This is a genomic window from Vibrio olivae, assembly GCF_042428525.1.
In the GTDB taxonomy this organism is placed as follows: Bacteria; Pseudomonadota; Gammaproteobacteria; order Enterobacterales; family Vibrionaceae; genus Vibrio; species Vibrio olivae.
In genome coordinates this window covers 493142-510403 of sequence record NZ_JBHMEP010000002.1, presented here as the reverse complement: position 1 = coordinate 510403, position 17262 = coordinate 493142, and the positions used below count along the sequence as shown (strand labels likewise).

General features: G+C 42.3%; 17 protein-coding genes. 5 read left to right on the top strand and 12 right to left on the bottom strand.

Features of this window, described 5'->3' with window-relative positions:
* Window positions 1-114 precede the first annotated feature (114 nt).
* The 3 genes from ACFFUV_RS12120 (at window position 115) to ACFFUV_RS12110 (ending at window position 4111) form a co-directional block, all read left to right on the top strand.
* Window positions 115-1908 carry a terminase large subunit domain-containing protein gene (locus tag ACFFUV_RS12120; RefSeq protein ID WP_390192962.1) on the top strand — a complete coding sequence of 598 codons (1794 nt, stop codon included), beginning with the start codon at window positions 115-117 and terminating at the stop codon, window positions 1906-1908.
* Window positions 1905-2933 carry a phage portal protein gene (locus ACFFUV_RS12115; protein WP_390192960.1) on the top strand — a complete coding sequence of 343 codons (1029 nt, stop codon included), beginning with the start codon at window positions 1905-1907 and terminating at the stop codon, window positions 2931-2933. The genes ACFFUV_RS12120 and ACFFUV_RS12115 overlap by 4 nt, the downstream gene beginning before the upstream one ends.
* 926 nt (window positions 2934-3859) lie before the next feature.
* Window positions 3860-4111: an Ogr/Delta-like zinc finger protein gene (locus ACFFUV_RS12110; protein ID WP_390192957.1), complete on the top strand. Its 252-nt coding sequence runs from the start codon at window positions 3860-3862 to the stop codon at window positions 4109-4111.
* On the opposite strand, the gene ACFFUV_RS12105 is transcribed toward ACFFUV_RS12110, so the two are convergent.
* From ACFFUV_RS12105 to ACFFUV_RS12075, 7 genes are all read right to left on the bottom strand, one after another.
* A complete protein-coding gene (locus ACFFUV_RS12105) occupies window positions 4106-4369 on the bottom strand; it encodes a hypothetical protein (RefSeq protein WP_390192955.1) in 264 nt (87 codons plus the stop codon). The genes ACFFUV_RS12110 and ACFFUV_RS12105 overlap by 6 nt on opposite strands.
* A gap of 76 nt (window positions 4370-4445) precedes the next feature.
* Window positions 4446-7037, bottom strand: a complete 2592-nt coding sequence (locus ACFFUV_RS12100; protein ID WP_390192953.1) for a replication endonuclease — start codon at window positions 7035-7037, stop codon at window positions 4446-4448.
* Window positions 7034-7270 carry a hypothetical protein gene (locus ACFFUV_RS12095; RefSeq protein ID WP_390193315.1) on the bottom strand — a complete coding sequence of 79 codons (237 nt, stop codon included), beginning with the start codon at window positions 7268-7270 and terminating at the stop codon, window positions 7034-7036. The genes ACFFUV_RS12100 and ACFFUV_RS12095 overlap by 4 nt, the downstream gene beginning before the upstream one ends.
* Window positions 7270-7554, bottom strand: coding sequence for a hypothetical protein (locus tag ACFFUV_RS12090; RefSeq protein WP_390192952.1), 285 nt, complete (start codon window positions 7552-7554; stop codon window positions 7270-7272). The genes ACFFUV_RS12095 and ACFFUV_RS12090 overlap by 1 nt, the downstream gene beginning before the upstream one ends.
* A gap of 63 nt (window positions 7555-7617) precedes the next feature.
* Window positions 7618-7947 carry a hypothetical protein gene (locus ACFFUV_RS12085; protein ID WP_390192950.1) on the bottom strand — a complete coding sequence of 110 codons (330 nt, stop codon included), beginning with the start codon at window positions 7945-7947 and terminating at the stop codon, window positions 7618-7620.
* Between the two features lie 9 nt (window positions 7948-7956).
* The gene (locus ACFFUV_RS12080; protein WP_390192947.1) at window positions 7957-8496 is read right to left on the bottom strand and encodes a phage regulatory CII family protein; all 540 of its coding nucleotides are present in this window, start codon (window positions 8494-8496) and stop codon (window positions 7957-7959) included.
* 152 nt (window positions 8497-8648) lie between these two features.
* The gene (locus ACFFUV_RS12075) at window positions 8649-8849 is read right to left on the bottom strand and encodes a Rha family transcriptional regulator (protein ID WP_390192945.1); all 201 of its coding nucleotides are present in this window, start codon (window positions 8847-8849) and stop codon (window positions 8649-8651) included.
* Window positions 8850-9039: 190 nt separating this feature from the next.
* Between ACFFUV_RS12075 and ACFFUV_RS12070 the strand changes: the two genes are divergently transcribed.
* Together ACFFUV_RS12070 and ACFFUV_RS12065 are read left to right on the top strand one after the other, a co-directional pair.
* On the top strand, window positions 9040-9636 hold the full coding sequence (locus ACFFUV_RS12070) for a phage repressor protein CI (protein ID WP_390192944.1): 597 nt from the start codon (window positions 9040-9042) through the stop codon (window positions 9634-9636).
* Window positions 9637-9730: 94 nt separating this feature from the next.
* Complete coding sequence (locus tag ACFFUV_RS12065; RefSeq protein WP_390192943.1) at window positions 9731-10774, top strand: phage integrase; 1044 nt, start codon at window positions 9731-9733, stop codon at window positions 10772-10774.
* A gap of 8 nt (window positions 10775-10782) precedes the next feature.
* Here ACFFUV_RS12065 and ACFFUV_RS12060 read toward each other — a convergent pair whose 3' ends face one another.
* From ACFFUV_RS12060 to ACFFUV_RS12040, 5 genes are all read right to left on the bottom strand, one after another.
* Window positions 10783-12252: a sensor histidine kinase gene (locus tag ACFFUV_RS12060; protein WP_390192941.1), complete on the bottom strand. Its 1470-nt coding sequence runs from the start codon at window positions 12250-12252 to the stop codon at window positions 10783-10785.
* On the bottom strand, window positions 12252-12929 hold the full coding sequence (locus ACFFUV_RS12055; protein WP_390193312.1) for a response regulator transcription factor: 678 nt from the start codon (window positions 12927-12929) through the stop codon (window positions 12252-12254). Before ACFFUV_RS12055 ends, ACFFUV_RS12060 begins: the two co-directional genes overlap by 1 nt.
* A gap of 63 nt (window positions 12930-12992) precedes the next feature.
* Complete coding sequence (locus tag ACFFUV_RS12050) at window positions 12993-14924, bottom strand: LTA synthase family protein (protein ID WP_446697914.1); 1932 nt, start codon at window positions 14922-14924, stop codon at window positions 12993-12995.
* Between the two features lie 14 nt (window positions 14925-14938).
* Window positions 14939-15313: a diacylglycerol kinase gene (locus tag ACFFUV_RS12045; RefSeq protein ID WP_390193306.1), complete on the bottom strand. Its 375-nt coding sequence runs from the start codon at window positions 15311-15313 to the stop codon at window positions 14939-14941.
* A 4-nt stretch (window positions 15314-15317) separates the two neighbouring features.
* On the bottom strand, window positions 15318-16973 hold the full coding sequence (locus ACFFUV_RS12040; protein ID WP_390192940.1) for a phosphoethanolamine transferase: 1656 nt from the start codon (window positions 16971-16973) through the stop codon (window positions 15318-15320).
* Between the last annotated feature and the right edge of the window lie 289 nt (window positions 16974-17262).

The following is a 17262-nucleotide window of genomic DNA, read 5'->3' as shown; positions in this document are numbered from 1 at the left end:
TTGAATGCGGGCTTTCAGCCGATTGTGTTCGGGTCAATTCGGATACAAGCCCTATCCGAAACCAGCCGAATTTGAGTCCGTCATTTGCCACATTTCACAGCGTATGATGCGCGTATGGCCTATTCTCCCGAAGTACGACAAGCCGCCCGAGCGCTTTACTTAAAAGCCTGGACGCCACGTGAAATCGCCACCGAATTAAAGCTGGGTAATGAGCGCATCCTTTATTACTGGGCCGACAAATTTGGTTGGCGCGATATGCTGCGTGAACAAACCATCGATGAGGCGATTTCCAATCGCATTCAGACGTTGCTCGAGCTGCCCGAGCCGAGCAAAAACCAGCTCGATATGTTAGATCGGCTGATTAAACATCACGCCGCGCTAAAGAAACAACGCGCGCTTGAAAAGCAGCAAGGCGATCAACCCTTGCAATCCAGTTCGAATTCACACCAACAAAGTCGCAAGCAGAAAGAACGATCGCATTCAAAGAGCGCTAACGCCCCGAGCAACAAGAAAAAGTCACGTAAGAAGAATGATATTAGTGAGCTGACGCTTGAGGACTTTGCGACCTGGCATGATTCGCTGTTTGAATATCAGCACATCATGCGTGACAACATTACGCAGCGAATTCGAAACATCCTCAAGTCTCGCCAAATTGGCGCCACCTATTACTTTAGTGGTGAGGCGTTAGAAGATGCGATTTTAACCGGCGACAACCAGATATTTTTATCCGCCTCGCGCGCCCAGGCCGAAGTGTTTCGCAGTTACATCATCGCGATTGCCAAAGAGTTCTTAGACATTGAGCTCAGTGGGAACCCGATTATTTTATCCAACGGCGCCGAGCTGCGATTTCTCTCGACCAACAGCAAAACCGCGCAAAGTTATCATGGCCATGTGTACGTCGATGAGTACTTTTGGATCCCAAAATTTGATGAGCTGAACAAACTCGCTTCGGCGATGGCCACGCACAAGAAATGGCGTAAAACCTATTTCTCAACGCCGTCATCGAAAATGCACCAGGCGTATCCGTTCTGGACGGGTGACCAATGGCGAAAAGGCAAAGACTCGCGCGCCAACATTGAATTTCCGACCTTTGATGAGTACCGCAATGGTGGCGTGCTCTGCCCAGATAAACAGTGGCGTTACGTCGTCACCATTGAAGATGCGGCCGCCGGCGGCTGTGACCTTTTCGATATCGAAGAGCTTCAAGATGAATACAGTAAAGACGATTTCGATAACCTCTTTATGTGTATTTTTGTCGATGGCGCCCTCTCCGTCTTTCGATTCTCCGATCTGGAAAAAGGCATGGTCGACTCGGCCCAGTGGCAGGACTTTAAACCCAAAACCAAATTGCCCTTTGCGCGGCGTGAAGTGTGGCTCGGTTACGACCCCAGCCGCACTCGAGACAACGCGTGTTTGGTGGTGATAGCACCGCCCGTGGTGCCGGGCGAAAAGTTTCGGGTGTTAGAAAAGCATTATTGGAAGGGCCTTAACTTTCAATACCACGTGGCGGAAATCGATAAAGTGTTTGAGCGCTACAAAGTCTCGTACATCGGCATCGATACCACCGGCATTGGCGGCGGCGTGTGGGACCTCATCAGCAAACGCCACCCACGAGAAGCGCATGCCATTCACTACAGCAACGAAAACAAAAACCGTTTGGTAATGAAGATGATCGACATCGTTGAGGCCAAGCGCCTGCAATTTGATGCCGAGCACAAAGACATCGCAATGGCATTTATGGCCATCAAACGAGTACCAACCCAAAGCGGCAACGCCATGACCTTTAAAGCCGAACGTAGCGAAACCACCGGACACGCCGATGCATTCTGGGCTATCTCGCACGCGATCATTAATGAGCCGTTAGACCACGCCAAACCAACGAAATCAACCTGGGCCACTGCAGCATGACCGACACACTGACCACACAATACCAACCTGGCGACGCCTCAACGTCGGCTTATCATATCGATTCGTCACCGGAGGCGGTCGACGCCAACAGTTGGATGACCGCTTATTCGGAGCTCTATTACAACGAAGGCGAGGATTATTGGGAGCCGCCGATTTCTCGCCAGGGACTTGCAGAAACCTCGCGCGCCAACGCCTACCATGGCTCGCTTTTAAAAGCGCGCGCCAATTACGTCGCGGCTCGTTTTATCAAAGGCGGTGCCAAACGCCGGCACGTGCAAGCCTTTTGCAATAACTACTTCACCTTTGGGGATGCGGCGTTTCTTAAGATTCGTGATGGGTTTGGCCGTGTGGTTCGCCTGTTTCCGCTACCAAGTATGTACCTGCGCCGCCGCAAAAATGGGGATTTTGCGCTGTTAGAGCGTGACTTCATCCAGCGCACCTATAAAGCCAAAGACATCATTTTCTTGCCGCAAGAAGATTTGCAGCAACAGATTTATGGTTTGCCCGATTACCTGGGCAGTTTGCAAAGCAGCTTACTCAATAAAGACGCCACGCTATTTCGCCGCCGCTACTATAAAAACGGCGCGCACATGGGCTTTATCTTTTACGCCACGGACCCCAACCTCAGTGATGACGATGAGCAAATGCTGAAAGAAAAGATTGCGAGCTCAAAAGGCGTGGGGAATTTTCGCAGCATGTTTGTCAATATCCCCAACGGCGGCGAAAAAGGGATTCAGCTGATACCGGTTGGCGACATCGCCACGAAAGATGAGTTTGAGCGAATAAAGAACATCACCGCTCAGGATATTTTAGTGGGCCACCGATTCCCAGTAGGTAAAGCTGGCATCATTCCACAAGGGACAACCAGCCTTGGCGACCCAACGAAAATTGGCAGTGAGTACGCAAAAGATGAAATCATTCCGGTGTGTCAACTCATTATGGATGAGGTGAACAGTGACCCAGAAATCATGCGAACCCCATCACTACAACTTCACTTTGATACCACAACAAGAGAGGCGGACTAACCATCTCCATATGCCATCCTTAGTAAAATAAAATATCAAGAACCACGTTTTATTTCTGATGATTTTATAAAAAGAGTGGAGGGTAAATTAAATTCTTACGGCATTGAAAATAATTATAAAAAACTAAAATTTAATATTTATTAAACAAATTTAATGCTATATTAACATTTTAAGCTGTCAAGAAACTTTTGTTGTAATGATTGTCACTTGACTTTTAATAATAATGAAAAGTATGGATATAAAAATAGTAACTTCTGAATTAGAACTTATTGAAAAAAGTTTATCTTCAGTTAATAGTGACAACTTTAACAGGTTTTTTTTTAGGGCTGATTTGTTTGAAGAATATTCGGCTATAAAAAATGATCTTATTATACGACAGTCGCAACTGGAAAAGCTGTTAAATTATAATCGTTTAAGTCATATTGAGAGAGTTTTTTACTTCCAGCCATCAAAGATATGAATTCAGCGTTACCACGTCTGTATATTTTTGTTCCACCAAAAATATACAGACGTCGGATAATTAAAGCCATTACATGTTGTAGGTTTTGGATTCATGAGCTAGCAAAACTGTAACAACCCTTTACATATTGTCACTATGATTCTTTGTTATTATCAATAGAAGTTGACAAAGCGCTTTATATAAGGAGTCTCATCGAGTAATTATCAAAAAATGGTACGTAGATAGAGCTAAAATAAGCCAACTACTCTGGTAATTGGCAACCACTATATGCCTGCCACTATCCAATTATTAAGTTAAAAGTAAGCTGCACACTTACTTCGGATCCCCAAACCAGTGGCAGGGGCAGGAAAAGGAAAGTTTTTCTACTTATTTTACTACTCGACTAAAATCCACAGCCTAAATTCTGTACAAAAACACAGTAAATAAGGTAACATTAAATGATAATTTTAGTACATTGGGTTAGTTAATGAGAGTATTTTGCCCTGAGTGTGGCGCGAAAAGTTGCATTCAAAAATCGAACCGAATCAGTTCTAAATATGCTGATTTATACTGTTCATGTAGCGACCCAGAATGTGGCCATAGTTTCGTTATGAACTTGTCTTTTAGCCATACTCTTAGCCCCAGTGCTAAAACCACTTCTCAACTTACATTTGAAATGGTCAAAGCTTTAGCACCAGAGCAAATTAAGGAACTTCAAGACCAGCTATCTATTTTATAGCTTAAATGCTGGGCTCTCCTGATCATCTGCCATACCGATAATTGATTGAACGGTTTTAACATCGTCCTCATCCGCTAGCTCTGGGTTGTCTTTTAGCAACAACTCAAGAACGTAAGCTCCGACATGTCCTCTTCTCTTCTCATGCGTACTTAACGATACACCATCGATGACCATGTCTAGAGTATCTTTAAATAATTGTTTTTTATCCGACATATCAATATCCTTACCAACCTTATCAGTAATATACTGTATATCCATACAGGTTTCTACCCATGGATTAACTAGTCCTTTTATATTAGAAAATGGCGATATAAAAATGATGGTTGTACATACGTTACTCCATCATTGGCCAGTCACTGTCTAACTCTGGAAATATGGATAAGTTCGGCTGCTTGTATTCACTTCTTTCGACGGTTTCTAAAGCCTTATCCCACCCTTCAAATTGTGTCCAATTTTGGCTATCGGTAATCTCTCTACGCACTTCGACTAACTGAGCGGGCCGTCGATTCCCATACTTATCCACCTCCGCTGGGCGGATTTGAATACTTTTCTCTTCATCAATTTTCAAACTGCTGCCTTTGAGTAACGCAGAAATGGCCGGCTCATCATAAACCGGTGGAGATTTACCCAATTTTTGGTTTGGACTGAGTAACCGATTAAGCTGATCGCAGACTTGACCTTCACGGGGCCCCGTACAGTTATTGACAGAACTCCGAGAGGCGGCAGAGCCGCCAATTTCGGTCGCTTCGCTCCCTTGGGCACACGCTTCGGCTTCATCGTTCAACTCTGATTTCTTTTGAATCGTCCAGACTTTAAGGCGAGTTTTAATGGTGGTTTCTGGTGTTTTGAAGCCCTCGATTTTGCGGACTTCTTCACCGTGTGGTGAAGCAAATGGCAACACTTCATACGAATTCACAATCAGTAAATCATCGCGTTTTACGAATGGTCCACCCTGCCCCATGATGTAGCCTTGCCAGTTACCCTCATCAGCCGCTTTTAGCGTGTCGGTTACACTAGCATCACCGTTTTTAACTCGAGCCTGATAGCGATTGCCAATGACCTCAATCAGCTCTCTATTACTGATTAAACGACTTGGCTTAATCGGCCCTACCAATTCACGTTGCAGCATCGAATACATGGTGAGTAAATCAACGCGCTCTTGCATAAAGAGGTAGTCCATAAAGGCTTTTTTGTTGTGGTTAGCAAAACGGCGCAGCTCACGATAGGTTGTCACGGGCGCCCCACCAAAGAACTGAAATTGGCGAATGCGCCAGCGACTTTTCCAGGCGCTGACGTTTTTTGCCATGTCTTTGACTGATTTTCCGGTCTCGTCCGAGACGTCATCATCCATCGCAAAACCGTCAATATTCTTAGAAATGTATTTGGCGATGTAGCCTGTCGCTGTGCCTTTCTCTGGGTCAATCAAACCAAAGTCACAACGTGGTCGATAATCCATAGGACCAATGTACGTCCCTTTTCGAAATGGCTTTTTCTTTTCTTTTTCAAACTCTGGGTGGAGTTCGTGCCGGTCTTCTAGCGTGGCGTAGGAAATAAAGATATCACGCACTTGGGCAACCTCTTCCGGCTTAACCCAAATCAACAGGTGCCAGTGTGGCGTGCCATCATGATGGGGCTCTGCAACACGAACACCAAACCAACGGATTTCGTCACGACCTAACTTGGCTCGGATACGTTGCCAAACCTTATTGAGGTACAACTGGGCATCACGTGGGCTGGCCCCACTCCAGTGGTCAATGAATCCACCCTTTTTGTAAGAGTTATGATATTTGGACGGCGTGGTTAAGGTTAGAAACAACCCTTGCAGGCCCAGTTCGTTGCCAATGTCTTCACAACCACGGCAACGCACCATCAGTTCGTGTCGTCGAATAGCTGGATTCGAGACGCTCTTTAGTACCATCTCCGCAAGATCAGCTTGCTCACCGGTCTCTTCATCAAAGAGCTCACGCTGCTTGATGTAATCCCAGTTGCGCTTTTGTTGGTCCTGGTGCTCACGAACACAATCCCAAGAAGCATACGGTGAGGCTTTTGAAGAGACTTGGCCCATCGCAATGGCGAGATGCTCACGCATAATTTTGCGCGATTTCACGAGTCTATCGAGCCACCATTTGTCGCTGAGCATGCGTGAAATATCATTCAGCGCTGAGAGTGCGTTTTGCTTTTTGTATTTGCGAGGCGCTTTAATGCCGAACTCTTCGACAAATTGAGCCAGTTGCTCATACCCATCAACTTCAGGTATATAGTGTTCGCTGATTGGCAAGGTTTCGTTGATGGCTTCAACGTCTAACTTTGAAATTTTTCCACTGATGACTTGAAAGCGCGCATTCATTATCTCGGAAATTTTAAACGCCATTTCTCGCAATTCATCTTGCTCAAGTTCGACAAGGATCCGGTTTCTCACTACCTTGTAGTTCTTTTCCGCTTGCTCAAAGTCAAACGACACTTGCTTGTGCTCAATATCTTCTGGATGGCCATATTCTGTAAAAAACACGGGGTGAAACGGGTCTTCGACCTCACCGTGCTCTTTAGACAATAAAGCCACTTTGTTTGTCGTTGGTAGTGCTTTGTATTTCTGCATGACTAAACGGACACGGGCAGTCGCCGGTGCCATTTTTTGACGTAGAAATGTATTTGCGACTTTCGCGCCGGCCTTTTTACATAGCTCAATGTAACGCTTGGCGAAATACTTCGCTAAGTACACCGGCACATCCTGAAAGAACTTTTTGCGCCATTCATGATCGCGGGGGTTTACTTCGAACATTTGTCGCTCGATGACAGAGAGGTCTTCGGGCTCGGGTTGGTAAGAGGAAAACCGAGACGCCAAGCAGCCCGCTTCAACAGGTGTTAAAGGGGCTTGCCAGGGAAAGTCAAAGAGTTCGATTTCGGTCGATTCAGCTCTGGGGATCATGCTGATACAAGTTCTTGCGTGGTCACCAACATAAACCCGCCTTTACCGTGGCCTTTGCTAATGATCCCGCGATCGGCTGGATTTAGGACATTACAATTCAGAACAATACAGGCTTGATTGACGGCGTCTTGCAGCGAATCGAATTCACTAATAAGGACGTTGGCGACTTCTTGTGTGTCTTCATGACGAACGATTCCGCCATCGGGACAAAGGGTTATCGCGGCGTATTGCATCATGCTTCCTCCGTTTGATCACGGTATTGAGCAATGAGGTCGATTAGGTCATCTTCTATTTTCAGCAAATCCTCTAGGGCTTTGTCTGCTTCGAGCATCACGGCATGGTTGATTCGATGTGTGGTGAACTGAGAGAAAACGATCATATTGACTAAGTGCAGGCTTGAAGAATATTCAATTCGAATACTCACAATATCAGCGCTATCAAAAGCCAACGCAGTCAGGCTGCTTAGTGTGGCGAGGATCGCTCTTTTATATGCGATATCAGTAATCGTGTTATTCACTTATAGACTCCTACATCAAGGCGAAAAAAAGCCCCCGGCTACAGGGGCAAAGGTTGGCAAGGTTTAATGCGTATTACTGAATTGGTAATGCTTGAGGCGGCGAACGTCGCCCAGCTTGCTATCAAACTCGACGGACATTTCTTTTATTAGCTGCATACCACGGCGAATTTTTGTGAGCTCTAAATCGGTGAAGCTATCGAACTCTCGAACGTGTTCAGACGCTTTGAGATCGCCAGCGATGAGGATCATGCCGCGAAAACGGGGTGGCATTTTGCTCCACATTCCCTTCAACGTGGCGCGAGTGTGTTGTCCATTGAAAAGTGATTTACAAGCCGCAATGCTTTCTTGAGCTGTCGGCAAGGTTTCTGGTTGAACTGTGGCTAGATTATTCATCGTGACTCCTTAAGCTAAGCCAGGCATCGGTGCACCATTCGCCAAAAAGTCTGTGCCCATTTGCACAAGTGGCTGTAGGCCTGTGGTGCGATGTTCAAGATCATTGATAAGCAAAACCAAATTGCCTAAAGCAGCTTGCGCTTTAGCGAGGGTTTTGCGTTTTTTAGATCGTGGTAAACGCTCTGCGGTGCACATGGCTAACGCATCACTAGAAAGCTCACCGGAATGGGCGTTTAACTTTAAAACTCTTTGAAGAAAGTTCAGCTCACCTTCTACTTCGGGCAATGGAACGGTTACAACGCCATCATCTGCAAATAGCGTGTTTACTATTGAGTAATCACCAGAGACACGACTGATAGAAGCAAGCACCACAGGTTTAAGCACATGCGGTTGGTTGGGGTTTAGCATGTTGCGAAGCATCGTGCCGTTTAATTCTAGCTTCCTAGCAATTGCTTCAATATCGTGATTAATAACAAAATCACAGCAAGCTGCATTAAAAGCTTGTTGTTTGCGTTCACGTAATACACACATTGAGTCATTTGCATTCATAACTAATACTCAATTGAAGAAAAACGGTACGAGAATGAATGTCCAACCAATAACATTAAGCCATAGAGGACATTTATTTAGATTCTTATCTTCCCAAGACTCATTCGATACATTTTGGAGATTGAGTTTGGTTTTAGATGAGACCACGGAACTCATACTTTTTGCTCCGCAGCACGTTGGTAAAGCTTTACTAAGTTGATTAGAACGCTACTGCTTCTACCTTTTTTTTCTAAGATAGGGATTTCGCCAGCATTAATTGCTCGGTCAAGCGATGAAGATGACCAACCAGTACGACGCAAAAACTCTTTTTTTGTACAAAAAGGCGTATCAACCGCTATTTGAATACTAGACATAAGTGTTATCCTACTTGTTTGAAACTCTTTTGATGCGTATTGACTCAACATGGCGCATCGATGATTGCTTTCGACAACATAATAGATCGCATTTGCATTCATTATCAATAGTTAAATGCATTTATTTTAGTTGTAAAAATACATATTGACCCATTTACCAATGACTACCTTTGACAACATGAGAACATAAATGAGTAGAATTCCAGCAAAAGTACCGCCTTTTGAATACATAAAAGGACGTGAATTCACTGATAAACTTAGGGAAGTGACGAATTGCGAGCAGTACAACCAATTAGCTGATTACTTTGGTATCCCACGTTCTACTATCATTACATGGCACTCTCACGATAGAACGCCGTTTGAGCTTATCGTTAGGGAGCATTTGAACTCTGGTGCTTCGGTCAAGTACCTTGCACTTGGTGAAGGAGAACCTTTTTCTGGTAGTAGTTCGAATGAGAACCTAGCAACTTACGAGCTTGAAGATGGCTCATTAAAAAAGTCCGGTAGTATGTCTCTAGACCTGGCAACTCTTGAACGCTTTGGTCTAAAACCAACAAACACTCAAGTCATTGAAAACGACGCAGGTATTTACTACATCAATAAAGACTCTGTCGATCCAATATCTGGTGACTACTTGATTGATGTGGATGGGCGTTTATCTATAAATTATCTACAACGATTACCTGGTAAGAAATTGGCGATCGCCTTTAATACTTCAACGATTGAAGTATCCGAAGAAGATATAAAAGTCCTTGGCCGTGTGGCTGCGGAAATGAAGAAAAAATAATAGAAAGAATTTTTCAACTCGGAGTGTTTTGAGCTCAAACAAGTGAAAATTCGAAACCATGATTAAAACTGGCTAAATTCCAGAAGAAGTGTAGATGTCTGTTCGTAAACTAGAAGACGGTAATAAAAAGCCATGGCTCTGCGAGTGTTATCCGCAGGGCCGAGAAGGAAAGCGGATTAGAAAACGCTTTGCCACAAAAGGTGAAGCGCTTGCATTTGAAAAGTTCACAATGAAAGAGGTGGACCAAAAACCTTGGCTTGGTGATAAGAAAGATTTACGCACACTTAAAGATTTAGTAGAACTCTGGTACAAACTTCACGGTAAACACTTAAAATCCGCCGCAGAAATATACTCTCGCTTACTGACTATCGCCGATGAACTAGGTAATCCATTCGCGATCCAATTCACTGCAAAAGATTTTGTTTACTGGAGAGCTAGCAGAAAAGCTAAACATAGGCATGAGCATATTGAGACAGGCAAGTTGACATCAGCGTCAACCAATAACCTCGATCTTAGACGTTTGCGTGCTGTATTCAACGAACTGATTTCTCTAGGTGAGTGGAATCAACCAAACCCACTTTCTAGTGTGAAACAGATTCCTGTGACTGAATCAGAAATGGGCTTTTTTTCGAATGAGGACATTATTAAGCTCTTTGAAAGGATCAGTAAAAGTAAACGGGCCAAAGAGTTTGAACTGATAAGCAAGATTTGCTTATCGACAGGCGCACGAATCTCAGAAGCTAACAATCTCCGCCTTCCGCAAGTAACCAAGTACAAAATCACATTCATCGATACCAAAAGTAAAAAGAACCGAACCGTACCAATCACAGAAAAGCTCTATAACGAACTCATTGACTTTGAACGTACAGGTGAAAAAGATCGACTGTTTAAAAACTGTGTTCATGGAATTGCGTATATCATCAACCAGACCTTTCCAGATTTACCAGAAGGGCAAAGTACTCACGTGTTTCGTCATACTTTTGCAAGTCGGTTTATGGAAGCAGGAGGTAATATCCTTGTTTTGCAAAAAATTCTTGGTCACAGTGATATTAAAATGACGATGCGTTACTCGCACTTCTCACCCGATCACCTTATTCAGGCATCTGAATTTAATCCTATTTCCATATTGGGTCTTTAGCCATAAACTCAACTATGAGTCGCATCACAAGAATCACTTAGTATTTTAGGGCTAACGTTGAAATTAGAAATATGGATCTTGGCTACAAATTGCTTCCTATCCTCTAATTGCTGGATAGTTAATTTATAGCCGTTATACTCGCATAAATTGTTTACAATCGATAGCCCCAACCCATATCGCGTCGTATCCGTTCGAGAACTATCTACCTGATAAAGCGGTGCAGTCAACTTATCAAGTTGCTCTCTACCGAGGAGTACATCCATCTGATTGATGACTTCAATATCCATTCCTTGGTTACTTAATGAAACATAAATTTGAACGCGAGAGTCTGACTGGCGATAAAAAAGAGCATTATCCAAAAGATTAGACAGGATGGTCTCCAGACTAAACCTATCACTATAAAGCTTGGCTTCAGTAGGAATATTAGTTTCTACTATGGCGGATAAATTACTATATTTAAAAGAGAACTCATCTAGGAGATCGCAAATCAGACTATCGATCTCAAGCGTCTCTTGATGCAGTTCGAAGTTCGCTGAGCGCTGCAATAATAAAAGCTTTTCAACAATGTTTTTCATTCGGGTTGCAATTGAAAGTATATCTTGTTGGTACGTTTCACTAATTCTTGGATCATCCGGATAACGTATATAGACTTCTGTCAGAGCCAATATTTCAGAAATGGGCGTCTTCAACTCGTGAGCGATATCACCTGTGATTCTCTTCTCTCTCGCAAACAAAGACGAATTGGACTGTATGTAGCTATTAATCTGCTGACGAATCGGTTCAATTTCTTCAACGGTATTTTTGAACAAGGGAAGTTGAACTGGAACTTCGTGCTTTTCATTCTCAGAAAGTGCTTTTAACTGCTCATTCAAAAAACTCAAAGGTTCTAGACCTTTATCAACAATAATCACAGCTAAATAGCGCATTAGTGCTACCGAGCTAAGAAAGCCAATGACCAATAAAATGTCAATAAGCAGCAGCATTTGCTCTACGCCCTTATCGGACTTATAAAACACCAAGTACAATGGGGGTTGGTTTGTTGTTAATGACCCAAAAGATGATAACGATGCCTTGCCACTCAACCCATTTGGTAACGTGGTCGGAATGACTTGCGTCGTATTAAAAGCTATCCGTTGCCTGATTTTATCAATATGAGGAAAGTCGTCCAATGAAGGGGATTGGGATAGTAGTATATCACCTTGCCATAACTGATAAAATTCATGAGCATCCCCCCGATTAAACTCGGGATTGAACTGAGTTAGTGGTGCATTCGGTACACGATGATCGGGATCGGAAAAATAGGTTTTGAGGTCCTCAGTTCGGTTAATTAATGATTGGTTAAATTGCTCATCTACCCAACCATCAACATTTATATCAACGGTTAGAAAAACCGCAAATACGATCAAACCGAAAACGAGAGACAGCGAATTAAGCAGACTACGCTTAATTGATTTATTGGATTCACGCCGTGACCACATCAACAATCATCTTCAATTATATAGCCAAAACCGCGTTTGTTCTTGACTGGTAGTAGACCACCAAACTGGCGCACTTTCTTTCTGACTGAGGATAAATGCGCTTCAATGGTATTTTTTGATAAATAATCAAAACTACCTACCACAGATTCGCTAATCATCTCAATCGTCATAACTCTTCCTTTGGCATGAAACAAGCATTGTACGATTTTAAATTCATTCTTAGTTAGTTCAATCGTATGATTTTGGTAGCAGAAGATTTTGGTTGCAACATCGAGGTCAAAATCACCAATTCGAATATGATTGTCCATTGAATGTGAAAAGTTGCGGCGAGTTATTGCTAGTATACGAGCATGCAGCTCTTCAAACGAAAAAGGCTTAGTTAGATAATCATCGGCACCTTCAAGTAGGCCTTCAATACGGTCTTGAGTGTGAGTTTTGGCAGACAAGATAATAATACGGGGAGCATCTTTCTGTTTTCTTAATGTTTTAAGAACATCCATCCCTGCAAGGCTAGGTAACATCATATCAAGAATGATGGCGTCGTAGTTATTAACTAGAGCCATACTAAGACCTTGAGCTCCATCACCACTATCATCAACCGCAAATCCTAGGTTGCTTAACCCTACACATAAACTACGTCGTAACGGTTCAGAGTCTTCTATAATCAATAGTTTCATGCTTTTTACAAGTCCAATACCTAGCATTGGAATATGCTACCATACTTAAAACAAATGCGGGAATTAAGGACTGTACCAACCTTTCTGATACGCCATTGAACCGAAGTTGGCGTAAGCATGAGCTTCTTTTATTAGGGCCGTATCAGCTTGACTCGGTGTCAACACGCGATTATTAACGTCAAAAACTAATGGCTCTTTGTTAGGTTGAAAAACAACAGCTTTGCCCTGTTTAAGATAAGCAAAGTTCTTATCATACTGCAATAAAGCTCTTGGTTGGTTGTCAGCTAGTGGCTTAGTGAAATCATTGCCAAGCATTGGTGTCTCCCCCGATGCGCCAATTAAGGACAATAAAGTAGGCGGTAAATCAATTTGACTGGCTAAGCGGTCTTCTTGTTTTACTGTAACGTCCTTACCAAAAATTACCGCTGGTATATGAAAATGTTTAATTGGCACCAAATCAGCGCCAGAAACTCGTGAATCATGATCCGCTACTACCAAAAAGATAGTGTCTTTCCAGTAATTAGATTGCTTGGCTTTTTTAATGAACTGACCTAACGCATAGTCTGAGTATTTAGCCGCGTTATTTCTAGTCGCATTCGGACTTTCATAAGGGGTTATTTTTCCTGCCGGATAGTCATACGGTGAATGATTAGACGACGTAAAAACCAAGCTAAAAAATGGTTTGCTTTGGCTGGCAAGCTGCGTAAATTCATAATCTGCCTGATCATATAGGTCTTCATCCGATGCACCCCACGATCCAGAAAAATTAACTTTTTGAAAGCTGTTAATATCGACTATATCGCTAAAACCATTGCCTAAAAAGAAAGTTTTCATATTGTCAAAATGACTTTCGCCGCCATAAATAAACTGAGTGTAGTACCCCTGTTGCTTTAGAAAGCTGGCCAAAGTAAAAAAGTTGTTCTGAGACTTATCTAACTTAACCACTGAACGTGCTGGTGTTGGAGTAAACCCAGTAATCACTGCTTCAATACCACGCACTGAACGCGTTCCTGTGGCATACAAATTAGTAAAATTCCAGCCCGATTCCATAAGTTGGTCTAAGTTTGGAGTCAAAGGCAAACCGCCTAAAGCACCAACATAGCGAGCCCCCAAACTTTCTTGTAGTAAAATCACTAGATTCTTTCTGCGGTCAGGATAAGTAGCTTGATGAAAAGTTTTTGTTGGCGCATCGTCATAAGAATACATAACATTTTGTGTCTGTTGACTTTGATAGATAGCCTTCAACAATGTTTCTTGAGGTAGTGCCCCATAATACTCTTCACTGGAGTCTTCATGCAGCAATTGCTTCCAAGCAAACCCAACCGAGTAAATCGAGTTAATACTTAGATCATTAAGTAAATGATCAGTAGAGAAAGCAACAAAAGCTGGATTAATTGGACGATGTTCTAATGTACCGCGAGCTCCCAAGAATATGCTAATTGAGGCTAGAAAATAGATACCACAGCGTAAAAATGCTCCAACTCTCCACTTTACATTTTCCGCTGTTGCCAAAATTTGTGAAATTATTTTGTTATACAAAAACAAAGTTAACAGCGTCACGATAATTTCGGTTTTATAGCCACCAAATAGCATCGACAGAACTTCTTTTGGATAAAGCAAATAATCGATAAATAAACGGTTGGGTCGTAAATCATACTCAAGAATGAAAGTGGGGGTGATCACCTCAAAGAAAGCAATCATCACGCTTATTACCACTAAATAAATCCGTATCAAAGGCCATACAACTCTCTCTACATGGAGAAGTTTCAGCACCATCAATGCAACTATTGCTGGTGCAAATGCATAACACACTGTTGACAGATCTATTCTAAAACCACCTATGAAGATGTTGAGATAGTCAGAATCCGCAAATACCCGCTCAGCTTGCCAAATGGATAGTACGCTGCGAGAGAGACTTAGTAATAAGAGATTGGTTACCATCACCAAAGCAATAGTGAGTATGGTTCTCAGTTCTACTTTTTTATTTAGTAACATCTTAATATGTATTCTTAAAGGCTCCACAATACGGCCCCCCATATCATTAAGCACATTACCATGCTAAGAAAAACCATCGCAGAGCCAATATCTTTCGCAACCCCAGATAACGGATGGTAATTTAGCCCTATTCTGTCGACGACAGCCTCTATGGCGGTATTAACCATCTCGGCGAAAAGCACAAATAACATTGACACAATCACTGTGATCGTGTGCATCAAACTGATATCTAGATAAATAGCCAATATTGTCAGTGGAGCTAACAATATTAACTCTTGTTGAAATGCTGTCTCGTTTTTCGTTAACCACCTGAAACCATTAAGACTATGTATAAACGTGTAAAGAATCCGGGTTATTCCAGTTCGTTTTTTTAACGTGTTAGTGGGCATACTCTTATCCATGTTGATTTTCCTGACAAGATGAAACGAAATCTAGTTCAGCTTGCTTAAGCTCAGTCTGGACACCATAAAAACTAAGTAGGCTGTGGAAAAAGTTATCGTGAGAGAAATGGTTGGTTTCAGCTTCACTACGTATGCAGGAGGTGCTGATACCTTTCTGATAGGCATACTGTTCAGGCATCCAAATCAACCAAGGAACTTGAGTTTGCTCTATGGGTGCAATGGCATATGGTGTTCCGTGAAGATATAGTCCTTTTTCACCTAAAGATTCCCCATGATCGGAAATGTACATCATGGCTACGTTATAGTGGTCTGCGTAATTTTTTAGCTGCTTCACTACTTCGGAAAGCACGTAATCCGTGTAGACCAAGGTATTGTCATAGACGTTCACAATCTCTTCATCGCTACACTTTTCAATATCACTACGGTCACAGGACGGAGTAAATTGGCCCAAGTGCTTTGGGTATCGCTGCCAATAGGTTGGACCGTGGCTTCCAATTGTGTGTAATACTAAAAGCTTGCTATTTTGATTGTGCGTAATAAATTCATTAGCATGCTCTAGCATTACAGCATCAAAACAAGTTTTACCGTTGCAGTCCTCGTTTTTCAGTGATGCGTCAATCTCCATGTAAGGTAAACCATGCTGTTGGGCAACACCTTTATCTCCGCCATCATTGTCAATCCACATTACATCGACACCAGCATGGTCAAATATATTAAGCACATTATCTCGCGCTTTTGCCTCACGTTTATCGTAATTGCTACGGTTTAAATTGGAGAACATGCAAGGCACAGATAAAGACGTATAGGTTCCACATGAAGATACATTAGAAAAAGAGATAAAGCCCAAGTGTTCAGTGTAAGGATTGGTGTTTTTCTGGTAACCGTTATATTTAAAATTCATCGCCCTGGCAGTTTCACCTAAAACGACGACTACCAAAGTTGGTTTGCCATTTTCAGTAGATGAAACATGCGCATCCAAGCCTTGTTTTTTATAAGCTAACTCTGTTGTTAGGTAAGTCCGGTCAAGATACTTTACTGAGTTAAAAACATGGGCCGGAATTATCATCTTACTCAGATACTTATTATTTCTCCCCACTGACGCATAATCTTTGTAACTGATAGTAGCAATAATGACGATCCCCACTATTCCTACAATCACAACGCTTATGCGGGAAAGAATAGCTTTAAACCAGCGCCTTTCTGGAACTATGTCCACCATAAATAGAAAAATTGTTGGTACAACACCAAACACTAATATGTAAAGTAACGAACTAGTATTGATATAAAAGGAGGCCTCGGCATAGTTTGTTTCAAACACATTTTCCATCATGGTAGTGTCAAACATAGTTTGAAAGTTTACTGCTGCGTATAAAGCAGCAGCAGATGTCAACATAATAATCGCCATTAGCGGTTTGAATAAATACGGTACAGCGAGGCAAGAAAAGATAATCAGAAAGCTAAAGAAAAGTAAAAATGGTGCCGTGTAAGGAAACCAAGGATGAGCAGCGTTCTCACTCAATTCGAAAATTTTGGTAAGCACGGGGTAGTTCATTACCGTGCCAAAGTACAATGCAAGAAAGATGATTACTGATGTAGTCTTGAGGTAAAAGCGAGGTAAGCTATTGAAAAATCCGAATTTACTGAACATAAAACACAAAAGGTTAAAGAAATATATATTCAGTATTCTGTTCTAATTAACTTAAGATTTACTGAAGAAAACCTTAAATTTAAACTAACTCAAATTTTAGTCCTTCGAATCCATCTATATGCAATAGATGTCACTATAAAATGCAACAAACAACTCCATTTCAATTCTTTAGCATTAGATACTTATTGATTCCTTTGATGTATTAAATATATAAAAACTAGCCATTAGGGCTGTTCTAAATTCTAGTCATCACGTAAAGCAATGTGCTTTAGTCAATTAAGTAACATCA